The sequence below is a fragment of the Stieleria marina genome (assembly GCA_007741555.1).
Classification (GTDB): Bacteria; Planctomycetota; Planctomycetia; order Pirellulales; family Pirellulaceae; genus K23-9.
The window spans coordinates 5,746,483-5,763,892 of sequence record CP036526.1 but is presented as its reverse complement, the minus strand read 5'-3'; the positions used below and the strand labels follow the sequence as shown (position 1 = coordinate 5,763,892).

Here is a 17,410-nt window from a genome sequence, read left to right as displayed (position 1 = left end):
GGCGCCACGAAAAATACAGAACACACCGATACGAAATAAATTGCCATGGGCATTCGAATCTACAAGCCGACCAGCGCCGGACGCAGAAATGCGTCGGTCAGCGATTTTGCTGAGCTGACGAAGGGCTACACGCCTGAGCGTTCGCTGCTGAAGCCTAAGCGTAAGACCGGTGGTCGTAATAACCAAGGCAAGATCACTGCGCGTCACCGTGGTGGTGGTCACAAGCAAAAATACCGCATCATCGACTTTCGCCGAGTGAAAGACGATGTGCAGGCGATTGTTGATTCGATTCAGTACGATCCAAATCGTTCGGCTCGAATCGCATTGCTGAAGTACGCTGACGGCGAAAAGCGTTATGTTATCGCTCCTTCAGGATTGAAGGCTGGCGACAAGGTTATGAACGGCCCGGACGCGCCGCCAACATTGGGCAACTGTTTGCCTCTGAAAAATATCCCGCTCAACACGCAGGTTTCCTGTGTCGAGATGCGGATCGGTGGCGGTGCCAGTATGTGCCGCAGTGCTGGGACTTATGCGACTTTGATGGCTCGCGAAGCAGATTGGGCTCAGTTGTCTTTGCCAAGTGGTGAAGTTCGGCGAGTTCCAAGTGTCTGCCGTGCAACCATCGGATCGGTTGGTAACAGCGAACACATGAATGTTGTGTTGGGTAAAGCTGGTCGAGCTCGTTGGCTCGGTCGTCGCCCACATGTTCGTGGTACAGCGATGAACCCGATCGATCACCCGCACGGTGGTGGTGAAGGTCGGACCAAGGGTGGTCGTCACCCAGTGAGCCCGCAAGGCAAGAGTGCCAAGGGTGGCCGCACACGTCAGAAACGTAAACCAAGTAACAGTGCAATTGTTCGTCGTCGCAAAAGCCGGCGTTACGGGCAACTGAAATTGCACAAGTAGGGAAAGCGGCGAGCCAAGTGCTCTCTTTCCGGTAAGTAACAGACAAGAACAATCAAAGCGAATCGAAGCTCCCTATGAGTCGCAGTCAGAAAAAAGGACCGTACGTCGATCCGAAGCTGTTTTTCAAAGTGCAAAAGCAAGCTGAAGAAGGCGGTCACACACCGATCAAAACTTGGCGTCGTGCATGCACGATCGTTCCTGAGTTCGTCGGCGTGACGTTCGCAGTTCACGACGGACGTAAGCACGTTCCCGTGAAAGTGACCGAAGACATGGTCGGGCACAAGTTAGGCGAATTCGCACCGACGCGGACCTTTAAGGGTCACGGCGGCAAAGGCGGCAAGAAGTAATAGTTGTCCCGACAGGCCCTGGCGGGGCTCGTTATTCGCAGAGCGGATAATAACAACGAGAAAATACGATGGCAAAATTCAACGCATTTCACAAAAACGCACGCATGAGCGCCCGCAAGGTTCGCTTGGTGGCCGATCTGGTTCGCGGCATGTACGCCGACGAAGCACTCGACACACTCAAGTACCAGTCGCAGCGTGGTGCACGCATGTTAGAAAAGGTGATCAAGAGTGCTGTCGGAAACGCACAGGACCCTGATCAGAATTCGGGACGTTCGCGTCGTGTCGAAGAATTGGTGCTGACGGATGTTCGCATTGATCCCGGCCCGATGTTCAAGCGGATTCGGCCTCGGTCGCGTGGAACCGCGTTCCAGATCAAGAAGCGAAGCTGTCACATCCGAGTTGGTTTGACACCGGTCGACGAAATATAAGATCGCTGGTTCGCCAGTTGATAACGATACAATTTAACGTTTTAACAAACGCAATTACCAAGCACTGAAGACGAGTCCCCATGGGCCAAAAAGTAAACCCCATCGCTTTCCGACTTGGCGTCACTCGCGGCTGGACCAGTCGTTGGTACGCGTCGAAGGCAGACTTCGCGGATTTGTTGGTCGAAGATCGCAAGTTGCGTAACTTCATCACGAAGCACCCCAAGAAAACACAATACAAAAACGCCGGCATCGACCGTATCGAAATCGAGCGAACTCGAGATGAAGTTCGCGTGATGATGTTTGTCGCTCGCCCCGGTTTGATCATCGGCAAGAAGGGCCAAGAGATCGAAATTTTGCAGGCTGAACTGCAGAACTTGATCGGTCGCCGAATCAACTTGAAAGTCGAAGAAGTTGGACGCCCTGAGTTGCAGGCTCAGTTGGTTGCCGAGGACATTGCACAGCAGTTACAGAAGCGGTCCAGTTTCCGCCGAACGATGAAGCGTTCGTTGGAGCAAACGATGGATTCGGGTGCCAAGGGCATCAAGATTCAATTGGCCGGACGATTGGGTGGAGCTGAAATGGCTCGCCGCGAAAAACAAAGCATGGGCTCGATTCCGTTGAGCACATTGCAAGCGAAGATTGATTACGGGACAACTGAAGCGATGACGCCACAGGGGCACATCGGGATTCAAGTCTGGATTAACCAAGGTATTTACGGAGAAGACGATGGCGCTGATGCCCAAGCGGGTCAAGCATCGAAAAAGCCAAAGAGGTCGCATAAAAGGTAGTGCGACTCGCGGCAACACGGTCGTCTTCGGTGACTACGGCATTCAATCATTGGACGCCGGATGGGTCAAAGCGACGACGATCGAAGCGGGACGTATCGCTGCTCAGCAGTACGTTCGTGGCGAAGGAAAACTGTATATCCGAATCTTTCCCGACAAGTCCGTGACCAGCACACCGCTGGAGACTCGGATGGGTAAAGGTAAGGGAGAACCAGATTTCTGGGCCGCGGTCGTTAAGCCAGGCACGATCATGTACGAACTCGGTGGTGTAACGGAGCAGCAAGCTAAAGTGTGTTTTGCACGACTGGCAAGCAAGCTTCCTGTAAAAGTTCGATTTGTCGAACGACGCCCTGCGTAGTACGTAGCGACGCAATTTTCGATGGTAGTGGGTCTTGTTAAAGATCCTGACAATACGGGGTCTTTGACAAGATCCACTACAGCAAACCTGATCTGAAAAGACAATGAAGATTACTGAACTCCGCGAAATGAGCGACGAGCAGTTGCAAGCGACGGCCAATGAGGCCGCCGTGACGCTGTTCCGTCTACGCTTCCAATCGCAAAGCGAGCGGCTGAATACGCCGTCCGAAATCATGAAGAACCGACGCTTGATCGCTCGCGTGAAAACGCTGCAGACCGAGCGAGAGAAGGCCGCGGCCGCAAAGTCATAAGATATAGAATCATGCCAAAACGTGTAGTTTCCGGAAGAGTGACCAGCGATAAGATGAGCAAGACTCGTCGTGTCGAAATCAGTCGTGTGGTCAAGCATCAGAAGTACAAGAAGTACATCAAGCGTCGTACCGTTTGTCACGTCCATGACGAGAACAACGAATCCGGCCATGGTGACTTGGTGGAGATCATCGAGTCAGAACCGTTGAGCAAACTGAAGCGATGGAAGCTGGTTCGCGTTTTGGAGAAGAGCACCGAAGTCGACGTGGCCGCTCTGCGTGCCGCTCGCAAAAGTGCTGAAGAAGAAGGTTTGGAAGCAGCCCAAGCCGGTAACGAAGAAAAAGCCGAAACCAAGCAAGAAGCGCCTGCTACTGAGTAGTGTTTTTGAAATCTCAGAACTGAAATTTCAAAGCTCCTTTGTAAGTGCGAACCGAATAACGAACCATGATCCAACAAGAATCCCGACTTGATGTTGCTGACAACACCGGTGCACGGCAAGTGATGTGCATTAAGGTGCTCGGCGGTACTCGTAAGCGTACTGCCGGCGTGGGTGACATCATTGTCTGTAGCGTGAAAAGCGTGATTCCAGGCAGTGAAGTCAAGAAGAAGTCGATTGTCCGTGCGGTCATCGTGCGAACCAAGACTCCAACACGACGTGCCGACGGCAGTTACATCAAGTTTGACTCCAACGCAGTCGTCTTGATCGATAAAGACAAATCACCACGTGGTACACGTATCTTCGGTGCGGTTGCCCGTGAGTTGCGTGAGCGTGCTTTTATGAAGATCGTCAGCTTGGCCAACGAAGTCGTTTAAAGTCAATCGACCTACGCAGCAGCCTGACAAACAAGATTCAAAACGAACCCAACAAAATACCATGCACTTTCGCATTGATGACGAAGTCGAAGTGATCGCCGGAGCCGACAAGGGCCACCGTGGCAAGATCCTGACGATCGATCGCAAAAACAACAAAGTCGTCGTCGAAGGCGCCGGCAAGGTTTGGAAGCACGTCCGACGTAGCCAGAAGAACCCGCAAGGTGGACGGTTGAGCAAAGAGATGCCAATCGCCGTCAGCAACGTCATGATGATCGACCCAAGTACCGGCAAGCCATCGAAAGTTGGTGTGCGTTACTTGGAAAGTGGTGCGAAAGAGCGTTACGCCAAGAAGAGTGGCGCCAGCTTGGGCGAAATCGCTCCGGCTCGCCCGCAGTACGCAAAGAAGTAACCGACACAAAGTAAGTTGCGGCGTTCACAATCGACGCCCACAAAACAAGACTTTACCCAGACACAACCGACTGACGCCTGATTCCCGCAATGGCTGATAACAAACCAAGACTGCAAGCTGCTTACGAAGACAACATTCGCAAAGCGATGTTGGACAAGCACAAGTACGCCAACCCCAACCAGATTCCACGGATCGATAAGATCACGTTGAACATGGGCGTGGGCAGTGCCGTCGGAGATAAGAAAATCCTCGACCTGGCATACGAGTGCATGACTCAGATTGCTGGTCAAAAACCCGTTCACACGATCGCACGCAAATCGATCGCGAATTTCCGTTTGCGTGAAGGCATGCCGATCGGTTGCATGGTGACGCTTCGTCGCCAACGAATGTACGAATTTTTGGACCGTTTGGTCTCGATCGTTCTGCCTCGTGTTCGTGACTTTCGCGGTATCAGCCGCAAAGCGTTCGACGGAGCAGGAAACTACACATTAGGTTTGACTGAGCAGTTGGTGTTCCCCGAATTGAACCCCGACAAATTTACCAAGCCGCAGGGCATGAATATCACCATGGTCACGTCAGCAAGAACGAATGACGAAGCCCGTGATTTGCTAGAGATGTTTGGAATGCCGTTCAAGGCAGATCCTAAGAAAGAGAAAGACGCTGCGTAAGCAGATTGACGTGAAGACGCTTCCCCGTAGGAATCGTTTTCGACCCACCAGATCACAAAACGCTTTTACCAACTGAGAAGTCGCCCCGTGGCAAGTAAATCAAAAGTCGCCAAGGCAGGTCGGAAGCCGAAATTCAGTACTCGCAGTGAAAATCGCTGCAAGTTCTGTGGACGCCCCCGCAGCGTGTACCGCAAGTTCGGCTTGTGCCGAATCTGTTTCCGTGAGAATGCGAACAAGGGATTGATCCCAGGTGTTCGCAAGGCAAGTTGGTAACGATAGAAAGCGGAACATAAAGCCATGATGACAGACCCAATCGCTGACATGCTCACTCGCATCCGCAACGCCGTTCGTGTTGAACGACCGTTCGTGGACATCCCAACCAGCCGCGTTAAACGCGGTGTCGCCGACGTGCTAAAGCGCGAAGGTTTCATCTGGGATTGGAAAGAGGAGGAAGTCGAAGAAGCTCCTGTTTCGACCTTGCGTCTGGAACTGAAGTACGGACCCAACGGCGAACGCGTGATCCAATCGATCAAACGCGTCAGTAGCCCTGGCCGTCGCCTGTATTCCCGCAGCAAAGAACTGAAGCCTGTCTTGGGTGGACTGGGAATTCAAATTATCAGCTCCAGCCATGGTGTGATTAGCGATCGCGAAGCACGCCAAAAGAACGTCGGTGGCGAAGTCCTTTGTGAAGTTGCCTAAGCAATTACACGGACGTCACACGCGGCACAGCCGAAGACAACACAGAATCAATTAGTAGTGCTATGAGTCGTATTGGAAAAACACCGGTCACCATCGCCAGCGGCGCCAGCGTTGCGGTTGATGGATGCACGATCAATGTCGAAGGCCCCAAGGGCAAGTTGACGTTCGAGCATCGTCCTGAAATCACCGTTGAAGTCAGCGATGGAATCGTAACGGTCAAGCGCGATGCAGAAGATCGCACTTCCCGTGAGCTCCACGGCCTTACCCGGGCCATCATCGCCAACATGGTCGAAGGCGTTACCGCCGGCTACGAACGCCGTTTGGAAATCGTCGGTGTTGGTTATTTGGCGACGATCCAAGGTGACACGTTGCAGCTTCGCGTTGGATTTGCCAACGAACTGCATCGCAAGATCCCGGCTGATTTGAAAGTCGAATGCCCAAGCAACACAGAAATCGTCGTTACCGGATGCGATAAGCAAAAGGTCACGCAGTTTGCTGCGGAAATCCGTTCGCTTCGCAAACCTGAGCCTTACAAAGGCAAGGGCGTGCGTTACAAAGGTGAACAGGTCAAGATCAAGCCAGGAAAAGCTGCTGCCAAGTAGCGTTAAGTTGCTGACAGACGGCAACGAAATGTCACCGGCAACCAAGATTGGTCGCCGGGATCCGAATCAAGAAACAACCTTTAAGATAAACACCATTGGACCGGTCCAAAATCGATCGGCAATCAAATGGATAAGAACAAACAAATCCTCAAGAAGCGTAAACGCCGCAGTAGCAGCGTTCGCAACAAACTGCGCAAGCATTCCACGCTGCCTCGTTTGTGCGTCCAGCGTTCCTTGAAACACTTTGCCGTGCAAGTCATTGATGACGCCGAAGGCAAAACGTTGGCCAGTGCCAGCACTCGCGATAAAGCGGTCAAAGGAAAGGTTTCCTATGGCGGCAACTGCGATGCAGCTGCTGAAGTCGGCAAGATGATTGCTGAAAAGGCTTCGGCTGCGGGAATCACGGCGGTCAAATTGGATCGTGGCCACAATAAGTATCACGGACGAGTCAAAGCATTTGCAGAAGCGGCCCGCGAGGGCGGACTGAAGCTTTAAGAGACGAACACCAAATCAAACCGGTCGCATCGACTGGAAAACACGAGGACTTGTACGATTAGTAACGCATCAAAACCCGGCGGCGGTCAAGGCGGCGGAGGCCAAGGTGGCAAAGGCGGCGGACGTGGTGGTCGCGGTAAGCGCGATCGTAAACCACAAGAAGAAGGTTTGGCGGAAGGCCTGATCGATCGCGTCGTCAAAATCAAACGCTGTGCAGCGGTTGTCAAAGGCGGACGTCGCTTTAGCTTCGCTGCAATGGTCGTGGTCGGTGACGGCAACGGCAAATGCGGTTGGGGTTACGGCAAAGCAAACGAAGTCCCGCCGAGTGTCCAAAAAGCTCAGAAGCAAGCCAGCCGGAGCATGATCGACGTGCCTTTGGTCGAAGGTTCGATCCCCCACCAAGTTTGGGGACGCTACGGGGCGGCCAAAGTCGTACTGGTTCCAGCTGGTGCTGGTACTGGTATCATCGCTGGACAAGCGGTGCGTGCTGTCTGCGAAGCTGCCGGCATCCACGACATCCTGACGAAGTCGTACGGAACAAACAATCCAGTCACGCTGGTCAAAGCAACCGTCGACGCGATGAGCAAATTGCGAACGCGTGAACAAGTTGCTGCTCTGCGTGGTCTGACACCAGAAGATTTGATGGTGTAAAGAATTTGCCATCCCGTTAGCGGGATGGCTCGGACGCAATCGCGGTCGGGACAGTCAGCTGACGTTTCCAGCGTTGACCGCAACAGAACACAAAGTCCTCTCCGGCCCTGAGAGGCCGACTCTTCCGGCGGAAGAGTGAGATAAAGATTAACGAACATTCAAAGCAGAACCTGTAGGTTTCATTATGAACCTGAACGACGTCAACCAAGGCATTACTAAGCACCGAAAGCGCAAGCGGATCGGTCGTGGTCCTGGTAGCGGCACCGGTAAAACGTCCGGTCGTGGTCACAAAGGACACAAAAGTCGTAGTGGTTACAGTCGCAAACCCAACTTCCAGGGTGGTGCGATGCCAATGTTCCGCCGAGTGCCAAAACGTGGTTTCAACAACCGCTGGGCTGTGACAGTGTTTGCTGTCAACGTTGGCAAACTAAACGAATTGTTCGACGACGGTGCCGAAGTCACTTTGGAAGCCATGGCTGCCAAGGATGTTGCGAAGGGTACTTTCGACGAAGTCAAAATCCTGGGTGACGGCGAGCTGACTAAAAAGCTCACCGTGAGTGCTCATCGCTTTAGCAAATCCGCTGAAGAGAAGATCACCAAGGCTGGCGGTACGGTCAACAAGATCGTCGCTAAGCGAACACCAGATGAACGTGTTGCAGCTTTGAAGGCTTCCAAGTAAAAGCTCAGTAGATTCAATCGCGCGGCGGCTGGAAGCTTCCGCTACCAATAAATGAAATAGACGGACTGTCGCATGTTTGAAAAGCTGCGAATCATTTTCTCGATTCCTGAGCTGCGAAAAAAGTGTTTGCTGACCCTGGGTCTGCTGGCGGTCTATCGCATCGGTTTCCACATTCCTCTGCCAATGGTTGCGACCAACCTGGGCGAGAGCGGTGGTGCTGCAAATGAATTCTTCGAAAAAGTTGCCGTGTTTGCCGCGAGCGATCTACGCCAGGCAACAATCTTCGGCTTGGGCATTATGCCCTATATCTCCGCGTCGATCATCTTTCAGCTCTTGGGAAGCGTGTACAAACCGCTTGAAGAACTGAAGAAGGAAGGTGAAGCAGGACGCAAGAAACTAAACGAATACACACGCTATCTGACCGTCGCAATTTGCTTGGTTCAGAGCTACATGTATTTGAAGTTCATGTTGATGTCGGGCGGTAGCACTGGCTACGGCAACATCAACCCCAATTTCCTTAACGCCGATTCCACCGGTCTATTTTGGGGCTGGCAAGTCGTCGCGGTCCTTGTGATGACCTGCGGAACTGTTTTCCTGATGTGGCTAGGTGAGCAGATTGACGAATACGGTATCGGTAACGGAATCAGTTTGCTGATCATGGCAGGGATCTTGGCTCAAATGCCCAAGGCTCTGTACATCTTGGTCCAGAATATGAAACCCGAGTTGACTGGGCTAAGCCGAGGTCAGACGGGGGTAGAAACGTTAATATTGTTGATAGTGCTCTTTGTGCTGGTGGTGTTCGGTGTGGTGTTTATCACGCTGGGCCAGCGAAAGATTCCGACACAGTCCGCCAAGTTCACCCGCGGTCGCCGCGTCTACGGTGGATCTCGCCAGCATTTGCCGCTGCGAATCAACCAAGCAGGCGTGATGCCGATCATTTTCGCCAGCAGTTTGCTGATGATTCCTGGAATGTTGTTCGCCGTATTGGCTGGCTGGTTTGAATCAGGTGGCGGAATGTTCAAGGCGTTGAACTTGCTGTCGCTGACGATGCAGGATCAAGCTTCGTACTTCTTCAACTTGTTCTATGTCGTTCTGATCTTCTTCTTCTGTTACTTCTGGACGGCTATCACTTTCAATCCGAAAGAGATGTCGGACAACTTGCGTGACAGTGGAACGTTTATTCCTGGCTACCGTCCGGGTAAACGAACAACTGACTATCTGGAAAAGGTCATGGTTCGCATTACCTATGTGGGTGCTGCCTTCCTGGCGGTTGTCGCCATCGTGCCGACCATCGTTTACGGTTCGCTGGGCGTCGACTTTGCCATCGCTAGTTTCTACGGCGGTACTGGTTTGCTGATTGCCGTGAGCGTGGCGTTTGACTTGGTGCAGAAGATCGACAGTCACTTGGTGATGCGAAACTACCGCGGCCTGTTAGAAGGTGCCGGCGGTGGAGTCTCACCGGTCGTCTAGAGCCATTCTTGGATGGACGGGGCGATCAGACGTCCCACGCTAGTGAATTCTACGGCAACGCATTGAGTTGATGCGTTGTCTGATAGCCTGCGTCCAGCGGCAGTGCGTTTGGCACCCGATCACAGCGAAGCCGTCTTATGACGATAGCGAGTGAGAATGAAACTCGCTTTGCTTCAGATTCGACGCCGCCAATTCCAGCAAGTGTTGGTGGTGAGTGAACAAAATCACTTGCGTATCGAGCGAGAGCTTCGCAAATACGTTTAGTGCTGCGATCGTCCGTTGATCGTCCATTTGCACCAGACAGTCATCGACGATGAGCGGGATCTTGGTGCCGTGACTGAGTTGGTGCCGCAGCGACGCAAGCCTCAGCGATAGATACAGTGCGTCAGCTGTTCCGGTGCTCATCAACGCGGCCGGTACCAAGTTGGTTTCGTCCGAAGACTTTACGCCCACCAGCGTCGTTTCGTCTTTGCCGACATACTCGACACGAAGCTCGCGGTATTCGTTGCAAGTCAATTCCCGAAAGATCTCTTGGGCATATCCCAGTACGGGACCTTGGTTCGCGGCTCGGTAGTGTTCGATGCTGCGTTTTAAGATCAACGCCGCGATTTTCAATCGAGCGTATTCGTTTGCGTCGCGCTGCAACTGGCCACTGAGCATCTGCAACGACTGTGAAAGGTCCGCGGCGGAGTTCCCGGCGTCGATCTGATTGAATCGATCTCGCAAGACGCCTCGCTGGCCCTCGCTGTCGCTTAGCCGTGCGTTCAGTTCCTCCAGTAAACGTGACTTGGATTTGATCTCCACGCTCAATACGCCCTCGTCTTGGTCATCGGCTCGGCGGATCAAATCGTCGATCGATTCGCCGGCGGCCAAGAGGCGTAGCTTGTCTTCCGTTTCGGTGCTCTGACGTAGGTATTCGCGGCGGGAGGTACTTCTTCGTTCGATTTCAATTAAGTCGCCCGGTGATTCGCAGGCCGCTTCGATACAAAGCTGCGTCAAAGCCGTTCCGCATTCGCGGTGGATTTCGCTCGCTCTGTCTAGTTTGGCATTTACGTCATCGATCTGTTGCCGAAGTGAATCGCGTCGGGCTGCTGCTGAACGCTCTGCCTGCAGTCGCTGAAACAATTCGCGAATTGTTTCATGGGGATTCCTGTCGGCAGAATCGGTAGCGGAGCCCTGGTTGATGTTTGTCGCCAGTTTGCGCACCATCTCCGAAAACTCTTGTTCGTTGCGGAGGATCGAAGCAATGCGTTTTGCGACGATGTCTCGCTCTTTCTTTTGAGCGGTCAAAGAGTTGATATCGCGGACCAATTCAACCACGATCGTCGGAGCGGTGTCATCGGCTTGAGTGAACGATTCGGTGATCGTTTTCCAATCTTTCTGCCATGCGGCCACCAGTTTCTCCTTGGCTTGCAAGTTTGACTGGGCGTCGGGCATTTTCTGTTTGGCTTCCAAGAGACGCTTTTGCAGATCCAGCCGTTGTTGCCGAGCATCCGAAAGCTTGCGTCGCAAGCTACAGGCTTTCTGATAGAGTTCGGCAAAGCTGGTGGAATCCACGACTGGTTCGGGGATGTCGTCAAACAGCGTCGGGCCGTCGGAGGGTTGATCAACCGGTTTCGCTCCCGCTAGCTGTTTGACTCCCAACGCTGCACTCAGTCGTCGGCAGCAAGTGTCGACGCGCCGTTGGATCTCGCTTAGACGATTGGCTTCTTCATTCCATTGCCCGACGTTCTCCACTAGTTGTGCGTGGTCGGCTACCCAACGAAGCATGCGTTTGGGCGTATCCGCTGCCACGCCAATGCTCTGCCACACGGCGTACCATTCTTGTTCGGCCGCCTCTGAAAGTTCGACGGTTGATTCGATGGTAAGTTCGTTTTGGGATATCTCTTCGCTAAGTTCGTCTCGCTCTGCCAAATCCAACGAACGCTGATGCACCTGTTCGTGATGTGCATGGATCTCATCCACTATTTTGTCAGCATGAGAGATCGCTGTTCGTAGCGTTTCCACTTGTGCAAGACTGACGTCTTCATCGCCAACCGCAGCAGATAGCTTGCTGACCAGTTCGTCGCGATCGAGTCTGACTTGCTGAAGTTCCGCGAGCGTTGGTAGGGGCTGACTGGCTTGCTGTGTTTTGATCCGCCGATCGACTTGGTCACGCTCTCGCGTCAGTTCGTCTTGGCGTGTTTTTGCGGCGGCGACTGCTTCTTCGCTGGATCGCATTCGTGCGGCAGTTGCTTCGATCGCGGATTCGCTGGGTAAACGCAGCTTGGCTGCCTGCTCGAACGAAAGCTCAATTCCGGTCAACCGTTGGTGAATTGCTTGGCAAGTTCGCTTGGAACGATCAGCGTCCGCTTGTTGCTGTGACAGGCGATCGATCAATACATCCGGTTTGCCGACTGATTCCAGCAATTCGCTCAAAGATTCCGGGTCTGCTCCGTCGTCGTTCGCAGCCAGTTCGACCTGCAGTGATTCGATTCGCCGGGATAATGCGTCGACGCTGGCTTCGGCGTCGTTTCGCTGCGTCACCAGCGCGTCGTGCTTCAACGCGAGTTCGTCAACGCGAGCTTGAATCGCCTCGCTGAGTCGCAGTTTTTCGACCGCCTGATCGATCGCATCTGCCTGGTCATCCGTGGGAGGCAGTTCTGCATTCAAGTCGCGCAGTTTTTCGCGAATATGGCGTTCGAGACGCTGGCAGGTTTTTTCTAGGTCGGTGCGTTGTTCGCTGGCTTCTTCGCGTGCACCAAGTTTTTGAAATAACGATTCGATTTGCGATTGATAAACGATGACCGCCGAATCGTCTGGTAATTCAGCCAGTTCGTTTTGCAGTTTCTGGCGCCGTTCCGAAAGCTCATGCTGTTGTCGCGTCGCGTTTTCCAGGCGTTCCTGCGTTGATCGCCGTCGTTCGATAAAGTCACCATCCAGCAGCGGAGCTTCGCCAACTTGTCGCAGGCTTTCTTGGATAGATTTCCATTTGGGAATCAATGGCATTGCATCACGTAGTCGCGTGAGGGAAGCCAATTCGGTCGCGACGCTTTTCAGTTCGGCTTGGATCTCTTCGATCTCGTCGACTTTGACTTGCAGGTCGTCTTTGCGTTGTTCGTATTCGGCTGGTGAAACCTGTGTGCCGGAGAGTTCTTTCTTTTGTTCGCGAAACACTTTGACCGTTTGGTTGATCGCGCCTTTGGTGCCACCTGGCACAAACAACGTGGAGCAAAGGTTGCCTAGTTCGGACTGGATTTCTCGCAGGCGATCGACACCGGCACCAGCTGCGAACAAGATGCTGCCCAGGTCGCCGCCGCCTTGGATGATTTGCGATCCGCCACGTACCAGTTCATCGTGGGACAATCCAAACCGATGCTCGAACGTCTCGCGGTCGACGCCGCCCAGCAATTCGCTGAGAACCGATTCGTCGACGACCGTTTTGTCATCCGCCGCGCGAAGTGTTCCTTTCGTTCCCTTTTTGCGCACGCATTCAAGAGTTTGCCCTTGCTCGTCTTCCAGAACACCGCCCACGCGAAGTTTGGTGTTTGGGTGAAGGTAGTTGTCGTCCGTGCTGCGTGGAAAGCCAAATAGGAATGAGTTGATTGCGCGCAGGCTGGTGGATTTTCCGGATTCGTTGGGGCCGTAAACAATGTGAAATCGGTTGGGGCCACCCGATAAGTCGATCGAAAAATCAGTGAAGCCGCCGAACGCTTTCAGGTCTAATCGCTGGATGATCATTGGCCTGCCTCCTGTCCGTTCCCTTGTAGTCGTCCAACTAAGTCAGCTGACGCGGCTGCGATCAATTCCTGTGCCCACTGTGATGCGTCTTCGCCGATCTCGTCGCACAACGAGACTTCGGTTGGCAGCTTGCCCGCAAGATTGCGTAACTCCGTTGCGACGATTGCCGCTAGTTCTGGATCTGATTTCAAATCACCGACCACGTGCGACAGACTTTTCATCGGTCCTTCCATATCAACACTCAGGGACGCGTCGGCAATTACATTAGTGCGGACACGAAATGTCTCCAGCCATGTCTGTCCTTCGCCATGGCTGATCGTGATGGCACGTAGTTCGTCCTCGATGTGGCGACTCCGTTGGTGCAGTTTATTGTGGAGCGGTGAATTTCCGTGCACACGCACTCGCGTTACCAGCAGCCGATCGCCGACTTGGGGAAGCTGCTTGGCAAGCCAGTCGCCAAACGCTTCCAGCAGATCGTCCGTGCTTTGCATCTCAGACGCGTCGATCGAACAGAGTTCCCAGCGAGCGACATCTAACGGATGAAACGTCCGTTTCGTTTGGTTCTTGTCATCGATGTCGACCAGGATGCAACCTTTCTCGCCCGTTTCATTGATGTGTCGTCCCTGAATGTTGCCACTGAAGACGATCGGTGCCCCGTCGGCGACGCCATGTTCGCCGCGTACGTGAATGTGGCCGAGAGCCCAATAGTCGTACTCTTTGTTGGTCAGTTCAGCGGGAGTGCAAGGAGCATACGGGTCGTGCCCATCACCACCGAGCAAACTGGTGTGCAGGAGACCCAGGTTGAACATTCCGCTATGAGGCGACGGGTAGTGTTTTACCATGCCGTCCTTCTCTGCCCGTTTGCCAAACGATCGACCGTGCACGGCGATGCCCAAGTCGTCGAACACGCGCGTGTCGACTTTTTCGTCCGCCATCATGATCGGGCTACCGTCCGGATTGGCAGGTAGCGGCAATGAGTTGGTCATGATGTTCGCGGCGTCGTGATTGCCGCGGATGACCAGAATCGGGATGCCGGCGTCACGCAGTTTCGTTGCCTGCTTGACGAAAAACATGCCGGTGCGCGTTTCTTTCCAGTTTCCGTCGTATAAGTCGCCAGCAACTACAACCAAGTCGACAGCTTGGTCGATGGCAAGGTCTGTCAGGTTGTTCAAGGCATCACGCGACGCATCGCGGATCTGCTGAACGGGAGCGTCTTCGTACTGACTGAGTTTTTGCAACGGACTATCCAGATGGATGTCAGCAGCGTGCAAGATACGGCGTTTTGTCATTGGGGAAATGCTGCGGAGCTAGATTCAGTGAACACGCGGCCTGAGCGAGCGGAAGACGGCGGCGCCGGCTCATTGCATTATGTCTTAATCGATCCGGTTGCGTCGGGGCACGGGGGGCAGCGGTTGAAACTGGATTGCTTTTTCGACCACGACTTCGTCTGTTTTTTTAGCTGGAGTCTCGCCCTCTTGGTACCAATTCGGGTCGCCTGTTTCAAACAAAGTCACTCGGCCTTGCGTGGGATCCTCTTCGCATTCGAGCGAATGATACAGCAGCGACGAGGGTGTCTTTGTCTCGAAGGCGGACTTGGTTGGTGGTTGGATCACGATGTGCAACGCCTGTTTGGCCCGCGTCATGGCGACGTACATCAAACACATCGCTTCGGTCATCTCGCCAGCAGCTTGATCCCCGAAAGCCTGTTGCCAAGCACGCGGCAGGAAATGCCAAGCAGCTTGTTTGACGCTGCGGGTGATTGCTTTGGGCGGTTGCCCCAAATCCGGCACGTCAGCAACGCAGCCCGACCCGCCCCGCGTCAGGGCCGAATCAAATTCGGGTAGCACCACTGCATCAAACTCAAGGCCCTTGGCTTGGTGGACCGTCATCACTCGGACCGGAGCCCGTTGCGGACGCTCGACGCGTTTCTCCCGAACCAGACGCACAAAATCGCGTAGTCGTGGCGCCGCGTTTTGTTGGTAAGTCATTGCCAACTGAGTCAGTTGCCGCAATCGCAGCGTTTCGCGACGGTCACAATTCGGAGCTAGCTTGCCCGCCAAAATTTCGATCGATTCGGAAAGCCCATGTTCTTCGACAAGCTTGCGAACGCGATTGCCCAGCTTGCAGGAAGAGGAATGGCCCGATGTACTGCCCGGCGTACTGTCCGATTCTGTTTCCAGGAACTCTCCCAGCGGCGATTGCTGGATATGAAACGCCCAGCGTAAATCGCCGGGGTGTTCGGCGCACATCAGTGCGGAAAGGATCAGCTCCACTGCGACCGAATCAGTCAGTGGGTTGCCGCCTTCTTGACTGGCGTGCACGCCTCTTTCTTGCAGTAAGAAAATGATCTGCGCGACGACCGAATTAGAACGTGTTAGCACACCGATTGTTTTGTCGGGCGCGTCGCGATTGATTTGGGCGATCAAATCCGCAGCGTCTTCGTAGCACGCTTGCTTGCGAGCGGCAGCGTCGCCGTCGACTTTGCGAGCCGTTTGCAGCGTGACGTAGCCAGCTAGTTCTTCTTTGGCCGACGTGTGGATCGGAAATCGCTTGGCGAAATCTACGATCGCGTTCGCTTCGTGCGTTGCTTTGTGGATGATGTCGCCCGACGCCGATGCCGCCAATGGATGACGCTTCAGATTCTTGAACGTTTGTGTCACAACGTCCAGTACAACCGGGCTGCTGCGAAAGCTCTTATTCTGCTCGGCTTCTTGGACGCCGTCGATTTGATCCGCGACCGCATCGAAAATTTCTGCGACGCCGCCGCGCCAGCCGTAGATCGCTTGTTTGGTATCGCCGACGCAAAAGAACGATCGGTCAACACGCCATTCTTGCCGGTTGTCCGTGCCGGTTTCCTGCGACGCCGCTCGCATCGCTAGCGGGCGTAGCACTTGCCATTGAATAGGAGACGTGTCTTGGAATTCGTCTAACAGCAAGTGATCGATCGCGCCGTCCATGCGGTTGGTCAGCGAATCTGAATCGACTTTGGCAAACTGATTCGCCAGCCGGACAGCAACATCGTTGAACCCCAGGGCACGCGAGCTTTGTTTCAACTGGCCAATGTGATAATCGTAAGTTCCCAGCACGCTACCGGTCGCTTCGTTTTGAGCGCACAGCAGTCGAAGCATTTCACTCTTTGCGATCGCGTACAAAACGTCGAACGATTCATCCAGCGATTCGTCAAATTTTGAACGGCCCAGTTTGACAGGCTCTTTGCTGCTGCGTGCTTTAAAAACATTGGTCACCAACGTTTCATCGGTCAGCGGTGCGAACTGTCGCGTCTCCAGCAGTTCGGCCATCGCTTCCAGCTTTTTTACCAGCGACTTTTGTTTCGGAGCGGCTTGGCGGAATATGCCGGCCGTCCGAGTGATCAGCTCGTTTTCGGGAAGCTTGGTTGCTTTGATTTTGTTCCAGACTTTCGCGTCGCTTTGGCGCTGGAGCGAATAGGCGGTCGTGACGACTTGTTGAAGTTCGAAGGCGATCGAACGTTTCACCTCGCCTTTGCCAAGCATCGCAAGCAGGGTCATCATCTCGGCTGGTTCAAGCGTCGAGATTACTGATTCAACCGCGCGTTCTCGCAACCATGCTTCTTCGATCTCGTCGGTCAAACGCCAAGCAGGCGGCAGGCCCAGTTCAAACGGAAATGAACGTGCCAGCTGTGCGAATAGACTGTCCAGCGTGCTGATGCGCAGCCGGTGAATGTTTCGCAGGAGTTTGTCCAGCAGGTTCAAGCACGACTGTCGCGAAAGTGACGGGATGCCGACTTGTTGCTGTAGATCGGACAACGCTTGGTCGTTTTTTTCGTCCGCGGCGCTCGCCAAAGCCAGCAACAAGCGATTGAGGATTTCGCCGGCGGCCTTGCGTGTAAAGGTCGTGGCCAGAATGGTCTCCGGCGCCGCGCCTTGTAGCAGGATTTTCAGCAACCGAGCCGTCAGCTGGTACGTCTTGCCAGTGCCAGCCGACGCACGAACAAGCGTCGGCGCCAGGGCAGGGAAATCTCCCAGTGGCGATAGGTTCTCTGCGGGCGTTGGTTCCGCATCGTCGAACAGCATGGGTTGCGAGCTAGACATGG

Annotated in this window: 20 protein-coding genes; 17 read left to right on the top strand and 3 right to left on the bottom strand. The window is 53.9% G+C overall.

The window, feature by feature from the left end; genetic code table 11:
* Positions 1 to 45 precede the first annotated feature (45 nt).
* From rplB to secY, 17 genes are all read left to right on the top strand, one after another.
* Entirely contained in the window at positions 46 to 906 is an 861-nt protein-coding gene (gene rplB, locus K239x_RS20405) for a 50S ribosomal protein L2 (protein ID WP_145420116.1), read from the top strand.
* Between the two features lie 74 nt (positions 907 to 980).
* Positions 981 to 1,253, top strand: coding sequence for a 30S ribosomal protein S19 (rpsS, locus tag K239x_RS20400; RefSeq protein ID WP_145420114.1), 273 nt, complete (start codon positions 981 to 983; stop codon positions 1,251 to 1,253).
* Between the two features lie 68 nt (positions 1,254 to 1,321).
* The gene (gene rplV / locus K239x_RS20395) at positions 1,322 to 1,681 is read left to right on the top strand and encodes a 50S ribosomal protein L22 (RefSeq protein ID WP_145420112.1); all 360 of its coding nucleotides are present in this window, start codon (positions 1,322 to 1,324) and stop codon (positions 1,679 to 1,681) included.
* Positions 1,682 to 1,761: 80 nt separating this feature from the next.
* A complete protein-coding gene (gene rpsC, locus K239x_RS20390; RefSeq protein WP_145420110.1) occupies positions 1,762 to 2,469 on the top strand; it encodes a 30S ribosomal protein S3 in 708 nt (235 codons plus the stop codon).
* Complete coding sequence (gene rplP / locus K239x_RS20385; protein ID WP_261340483.1) at positions 2,417 to 2,824, top strand: 50S ribosomal protein L16; 408 nt, start codon at positions 2,417 to 2,419, stop codon at positions 2,822 to 2,824. The genes rpsC and rplP overlap by 53 nt, the downstream gene beginning before the upstream one ends.
* Before the next feature lie 103 nt (positions 2,825 to 2,927).
* Entirely contained in the window at positions 2,928 to 3,134 is a 207-nt protein-coding gene (gene rpmC, locus K239x_RS20380) for a 50S ribosomal protein L29 (protein WP_145420108.1), read from the top strand.
* A gap of 11 nt (positions 3,135 to 3,145) precedes the next feature.
* Positions 3,146 to 3,511: a 30S ribosomal protein S17 gene (rpsQ, locus tag K239x_RS20375; protein WP_145420106.1), complete on the top strand. Its 366-nt coding sequence runs from the start codon at positions 3,146 to 3,148 to the stop codon at positions 3,509 to 3,511.
* A 65-nt stretch (positions 3,512 to 3,576) separates the two neighbouring features.
* Positions 3,577 to 3,945 (top strand): 50S ribosomal protein L14, encoded by a 369-nt coding sequence (gene rplN / locus K239x_RS20370; RefSeq protein WP_145420104.1) that lies wholly within the window; start codon positions 3,577 to 3,579, stop codon positions 3,943 to 3,945.
* 61 nt (positions 3,946 to 4,006) lie between these two features.
* Positions 4,007 to 4,354: a 50S ribosomal protein L24 gene (gene rplX, locus K239x_RS20365; RefSeq protein WP_145420103.1), complete on the top strand. Its 348-nt coding sequence runs from the start codon at positions 4,007 to 4,009 to the stop codon at positions 4,352 to 4,354.
* An 89-nt stretch (positions 4,355 to 4,443) separates the two neighbouring features.
* Positions 4,444 to 5,022 (top strand): 50S ribosomal protein L5, encoded by a 579-nt coding sequence (gene rplE, locus K239x_RS20360; protein ID WP_145420101.1) that lies wholly within the window; start codon positions 4,444 to 4,446, stop codon positions 5,020 to 5,022.
* 87 nt (positions 5,023 to 5,109) lie between these two features.
* Positions 5,110 to 5,295, top strand: coding sequence for a type Z 30S ribosomal protein S14 (locus K239x_RS20355; RefSeq protein ID WP_145420099.1), 186 nt, complete (start codon positions 5,110 to 5,112; stop codon positions 5,293 to 5,295).
* 24 nt (positions 5,296 to 5,319) lie between these two features.
* Positions 5,320 to 5,721: a 30S ribosomal protein S8 gene (rpsH, locus tag K239x_RS20350; RefSeq protein WP_145420097.1), complete on the top strand. Its 402-nt coding sequence runs from the start codon at positions 5,320 to 5,322 to the stop codon at positions 5,719 to 5,721.
* Between the two features lie 62 nt (positions 5,722 to 5,783).
* Entirely contained in the window at positions 5,784 to 6,323 is a 540-nt protein-coding gene (gene rplF, locus K239x_RS20345; RefSeq protein ID WP_145420095.1) for a 50S ribosomal protein L6, read from the top strand.
* A 126-nt stretch (positions 6,324 to 6,449) separates the two neighbouring features.
* Positions 6,450 to 6,818, top strand: a complete 369-nt coding sequence (rplR, locus tag K239x_RS20340) for a 50S ribosomal protein L18 (protein WP_145420093.1) — start codon at positions 6,450 to 6,452, stop codon at positions 6,816 to 6,818.
* A 168-nt stretch (positions 6,819 to 6,986) separates the two neighbouring features.
* Positions 6,987 to 7,469, top strand: coding sequence for a 30S ribosomal protein S5 (gene rpsE / locus K239x_RS20335; RefSeq protein WP_145420091.1), 483 nt, complete (start codon positions 6,987 to 6,989; stop codon positions 7,467 to 7,469).
* 184 nt (positions 7,470 to 7,653) lie between these two features.
* The gene (gene rplO / locus K239x_RS20330) at positions 7,654 to 8,148 is read left to right on the top strand and encodes a 50S ribosomal protein L15 (protein ID WP_145420089.1); all 495 of its coding nucleotides are present in this window, start codon (positions 7,654 to 7,656) and stop codon (positions 8,146 to 8,148) included.
* A 72-nt stretch (positions 8,149 to 8,220) separates the two neighbouring features.
* Positions 8,221 to 9,618 carry a preprotein translocase subunit SecY gene (gene secY / locus K239x_RS20325; RefSeq protein WP_145420088.1) on the top strand — a complete coding sequence of 466 codons (1,398 nt, stop codon included), beginning with the start codon at positions 8,221 to 8,223 and terminating at the stop codon, positions 9,616 to 9,618.
* A gap of 135 nt (positions 9,619 to 9,753) precedes the next feature.
* Here the strand turns inward: secY and K239x_RS20320 are convergent, their stop codons facing one another.
* The 3 genes from K239x_RS20320 to K239x_RS20310 all read right to left on the bottom strand — a co-directional run bounded on the left by K239x_RS20320 (position 9,754) and on the right by K239x_RS20310 (position 17,408).
* On the bottom strand, positions 9,754 to 13,338 hold the full coding sequence (locus K239x_RS20320) for a YhaN family protein (protein WP_145420085.1): 3,585 nt from the start codon (positions 13,336 to 13,338) through the stop codon (positions 9,754 to 9,756).
* Positions 13,335 to 14,627, bottom strand: coding sequence for a metallophosphoesterase family protein (locus K239x_RS20315; protein ID WP_145420083.1), 1,293 nt, complete (start codon positions 14,625 to 14,627; stop codon positions 13,335 to 13,337). The genes K239x_RS20320 and K239x_RS20315 overlap by 4 nt, the downstream gene beginning before the upstream one ends.
* Before the next feature lie 84 nt (positions 14,628 to 14,711).
* On the bottom strand, positions 14,712 to 17,408 hold the full coding sequence (locus tag K239x_RS20310; protein WP_145420082.1) for a UvrD-helicase domain-containing protein: 2,697 nt from the start codon (positions 17,406 to 17,408) through the stop codon (positions 14,712 to 14,714).
* Positions 17,409 to 17,410 lie beyond the last annotated feature (2 nt).

Excerpts from the sequence above, each read along its gene's own strand:
- rplB (WP_145420116.1), top strand. The coding sequence starts at position 46 with ATGGGCATTCGAATCTACAAGCCGACCAGCGCCGGACGCAGAAATGCG.
- rpsS (WP_145420114.1), top strand. The coding sequence starts at position 981 with ATGAGTCGCAGTCAGAAAAAAGGACCGTACGTCGATCCGAAGCTGTTT.
- rplV (WP_145420112.1), top strand. The coding sequence starts at position 1,322 with ATGGCAAAATTCAACGCATTTCACAAAAACGCACGCATGAGCGCCCGC.
- rpsC (WP_145420110.1), top strand. The coding sequence starts at position 1,762 with ATGGGCCAAAAAGTAAACCCCATCGCTTTCCGACTTGGCGTCACTCGC.
- rplP (WP_261340483.1), top strand. The coding sequence starts at position 2,417 with ATGCCCAAGCGGGTCAAGCATCGAAAAAGCCAAAGAGGTCGCATAAAA.
- rpmC (WP_145420108.1), top strand. The coding sequence starts at position 2,928 with ATGAAGATTACTGAACTCCGCGAAATGAGCGACGAGCAGTTGCAAGCG.
- rpsQ (WP_145420106.1), top strand. The coding sequence starts at position 3,146 with ATGCCAAAACGTGTAGTTTCCGGAAGAGTGACCAGCGATAAGATGAGC.
- rplN (WP_145420104.1), top strand. The coding sequence starts at position 3,577 with ATGATCCAACAAGAATCCCGACTTGATGTTGCTGACAACACCGGTGCA.
- rplX (WP_145420103.1), top strand. The coding sequence starts at position 4,007 with ATGCACTTTCGCATTGATGACGAAGTCGAAGTGATCGCCGGAGCCGAC.
- rplE (WP_145420101.1), top strand. The coding sequence starts at position 4,444 with ATGGCTGATAACAAACCAAGACTGCAAGCTGCTTACGAAGACAACATT.
- rpsH (WP_145420097.1), top strand. The coding sequence starts at position 5,320 with ATGATGACAGACCCAATCGCTGACATGCTCACTCGCATCCGCAACGCC.
- rplF (WP_145420095.1), top strand. The coding sequence starts at position 5,784 with ATGAGTCGTATTGGAAAAACACCGGTCACCATCGCCAGCGGCGCCAGC.
- rplR (WP_145420093.1), top strand. The coding sequence starts at position 6,450 with ATGGATAAGAACAAACAAATCCTCAAGAAGCGTAAACGCCGCAGTAGC.
- rplO (WP_145420089.1), top strand. The coding sequence starts at position 7,654 with ATGAACCTGAACGACGTCAACCAAGGCATTACTAAGCACCGAAAGCGC.
- secY (WP_145420088.1), top strand. The coding sequence starts at position 8,221 with ATGTTTGAAAAGCTGCGAATCATTTTCTCGATTCCTGAGCTGCGAAAA.
- K239x_RS20320 (WP_145420085.1), bottom strand. The coding sequence starts at position 13,338 with ATGATCATCCAGCGATTAGACCTGAAAGCGTTCGGCGGCTTCACTGAT.
- K239x_RS20315 (WP_145420083.1), bottom strand. The coding sequence starts at position 14,627 with ATGACAAAACGCCGTATCTTGCACGCTGCTGACATCCATCTGGATAGT.
- K239x_RS20310 (WP_145420082.1), bottom strand. The coding sequence starts at position 17,408 with ATGTCTAGCTCGCAACCCATGCTGTTCGACGATGCGGAACCAACGCCC.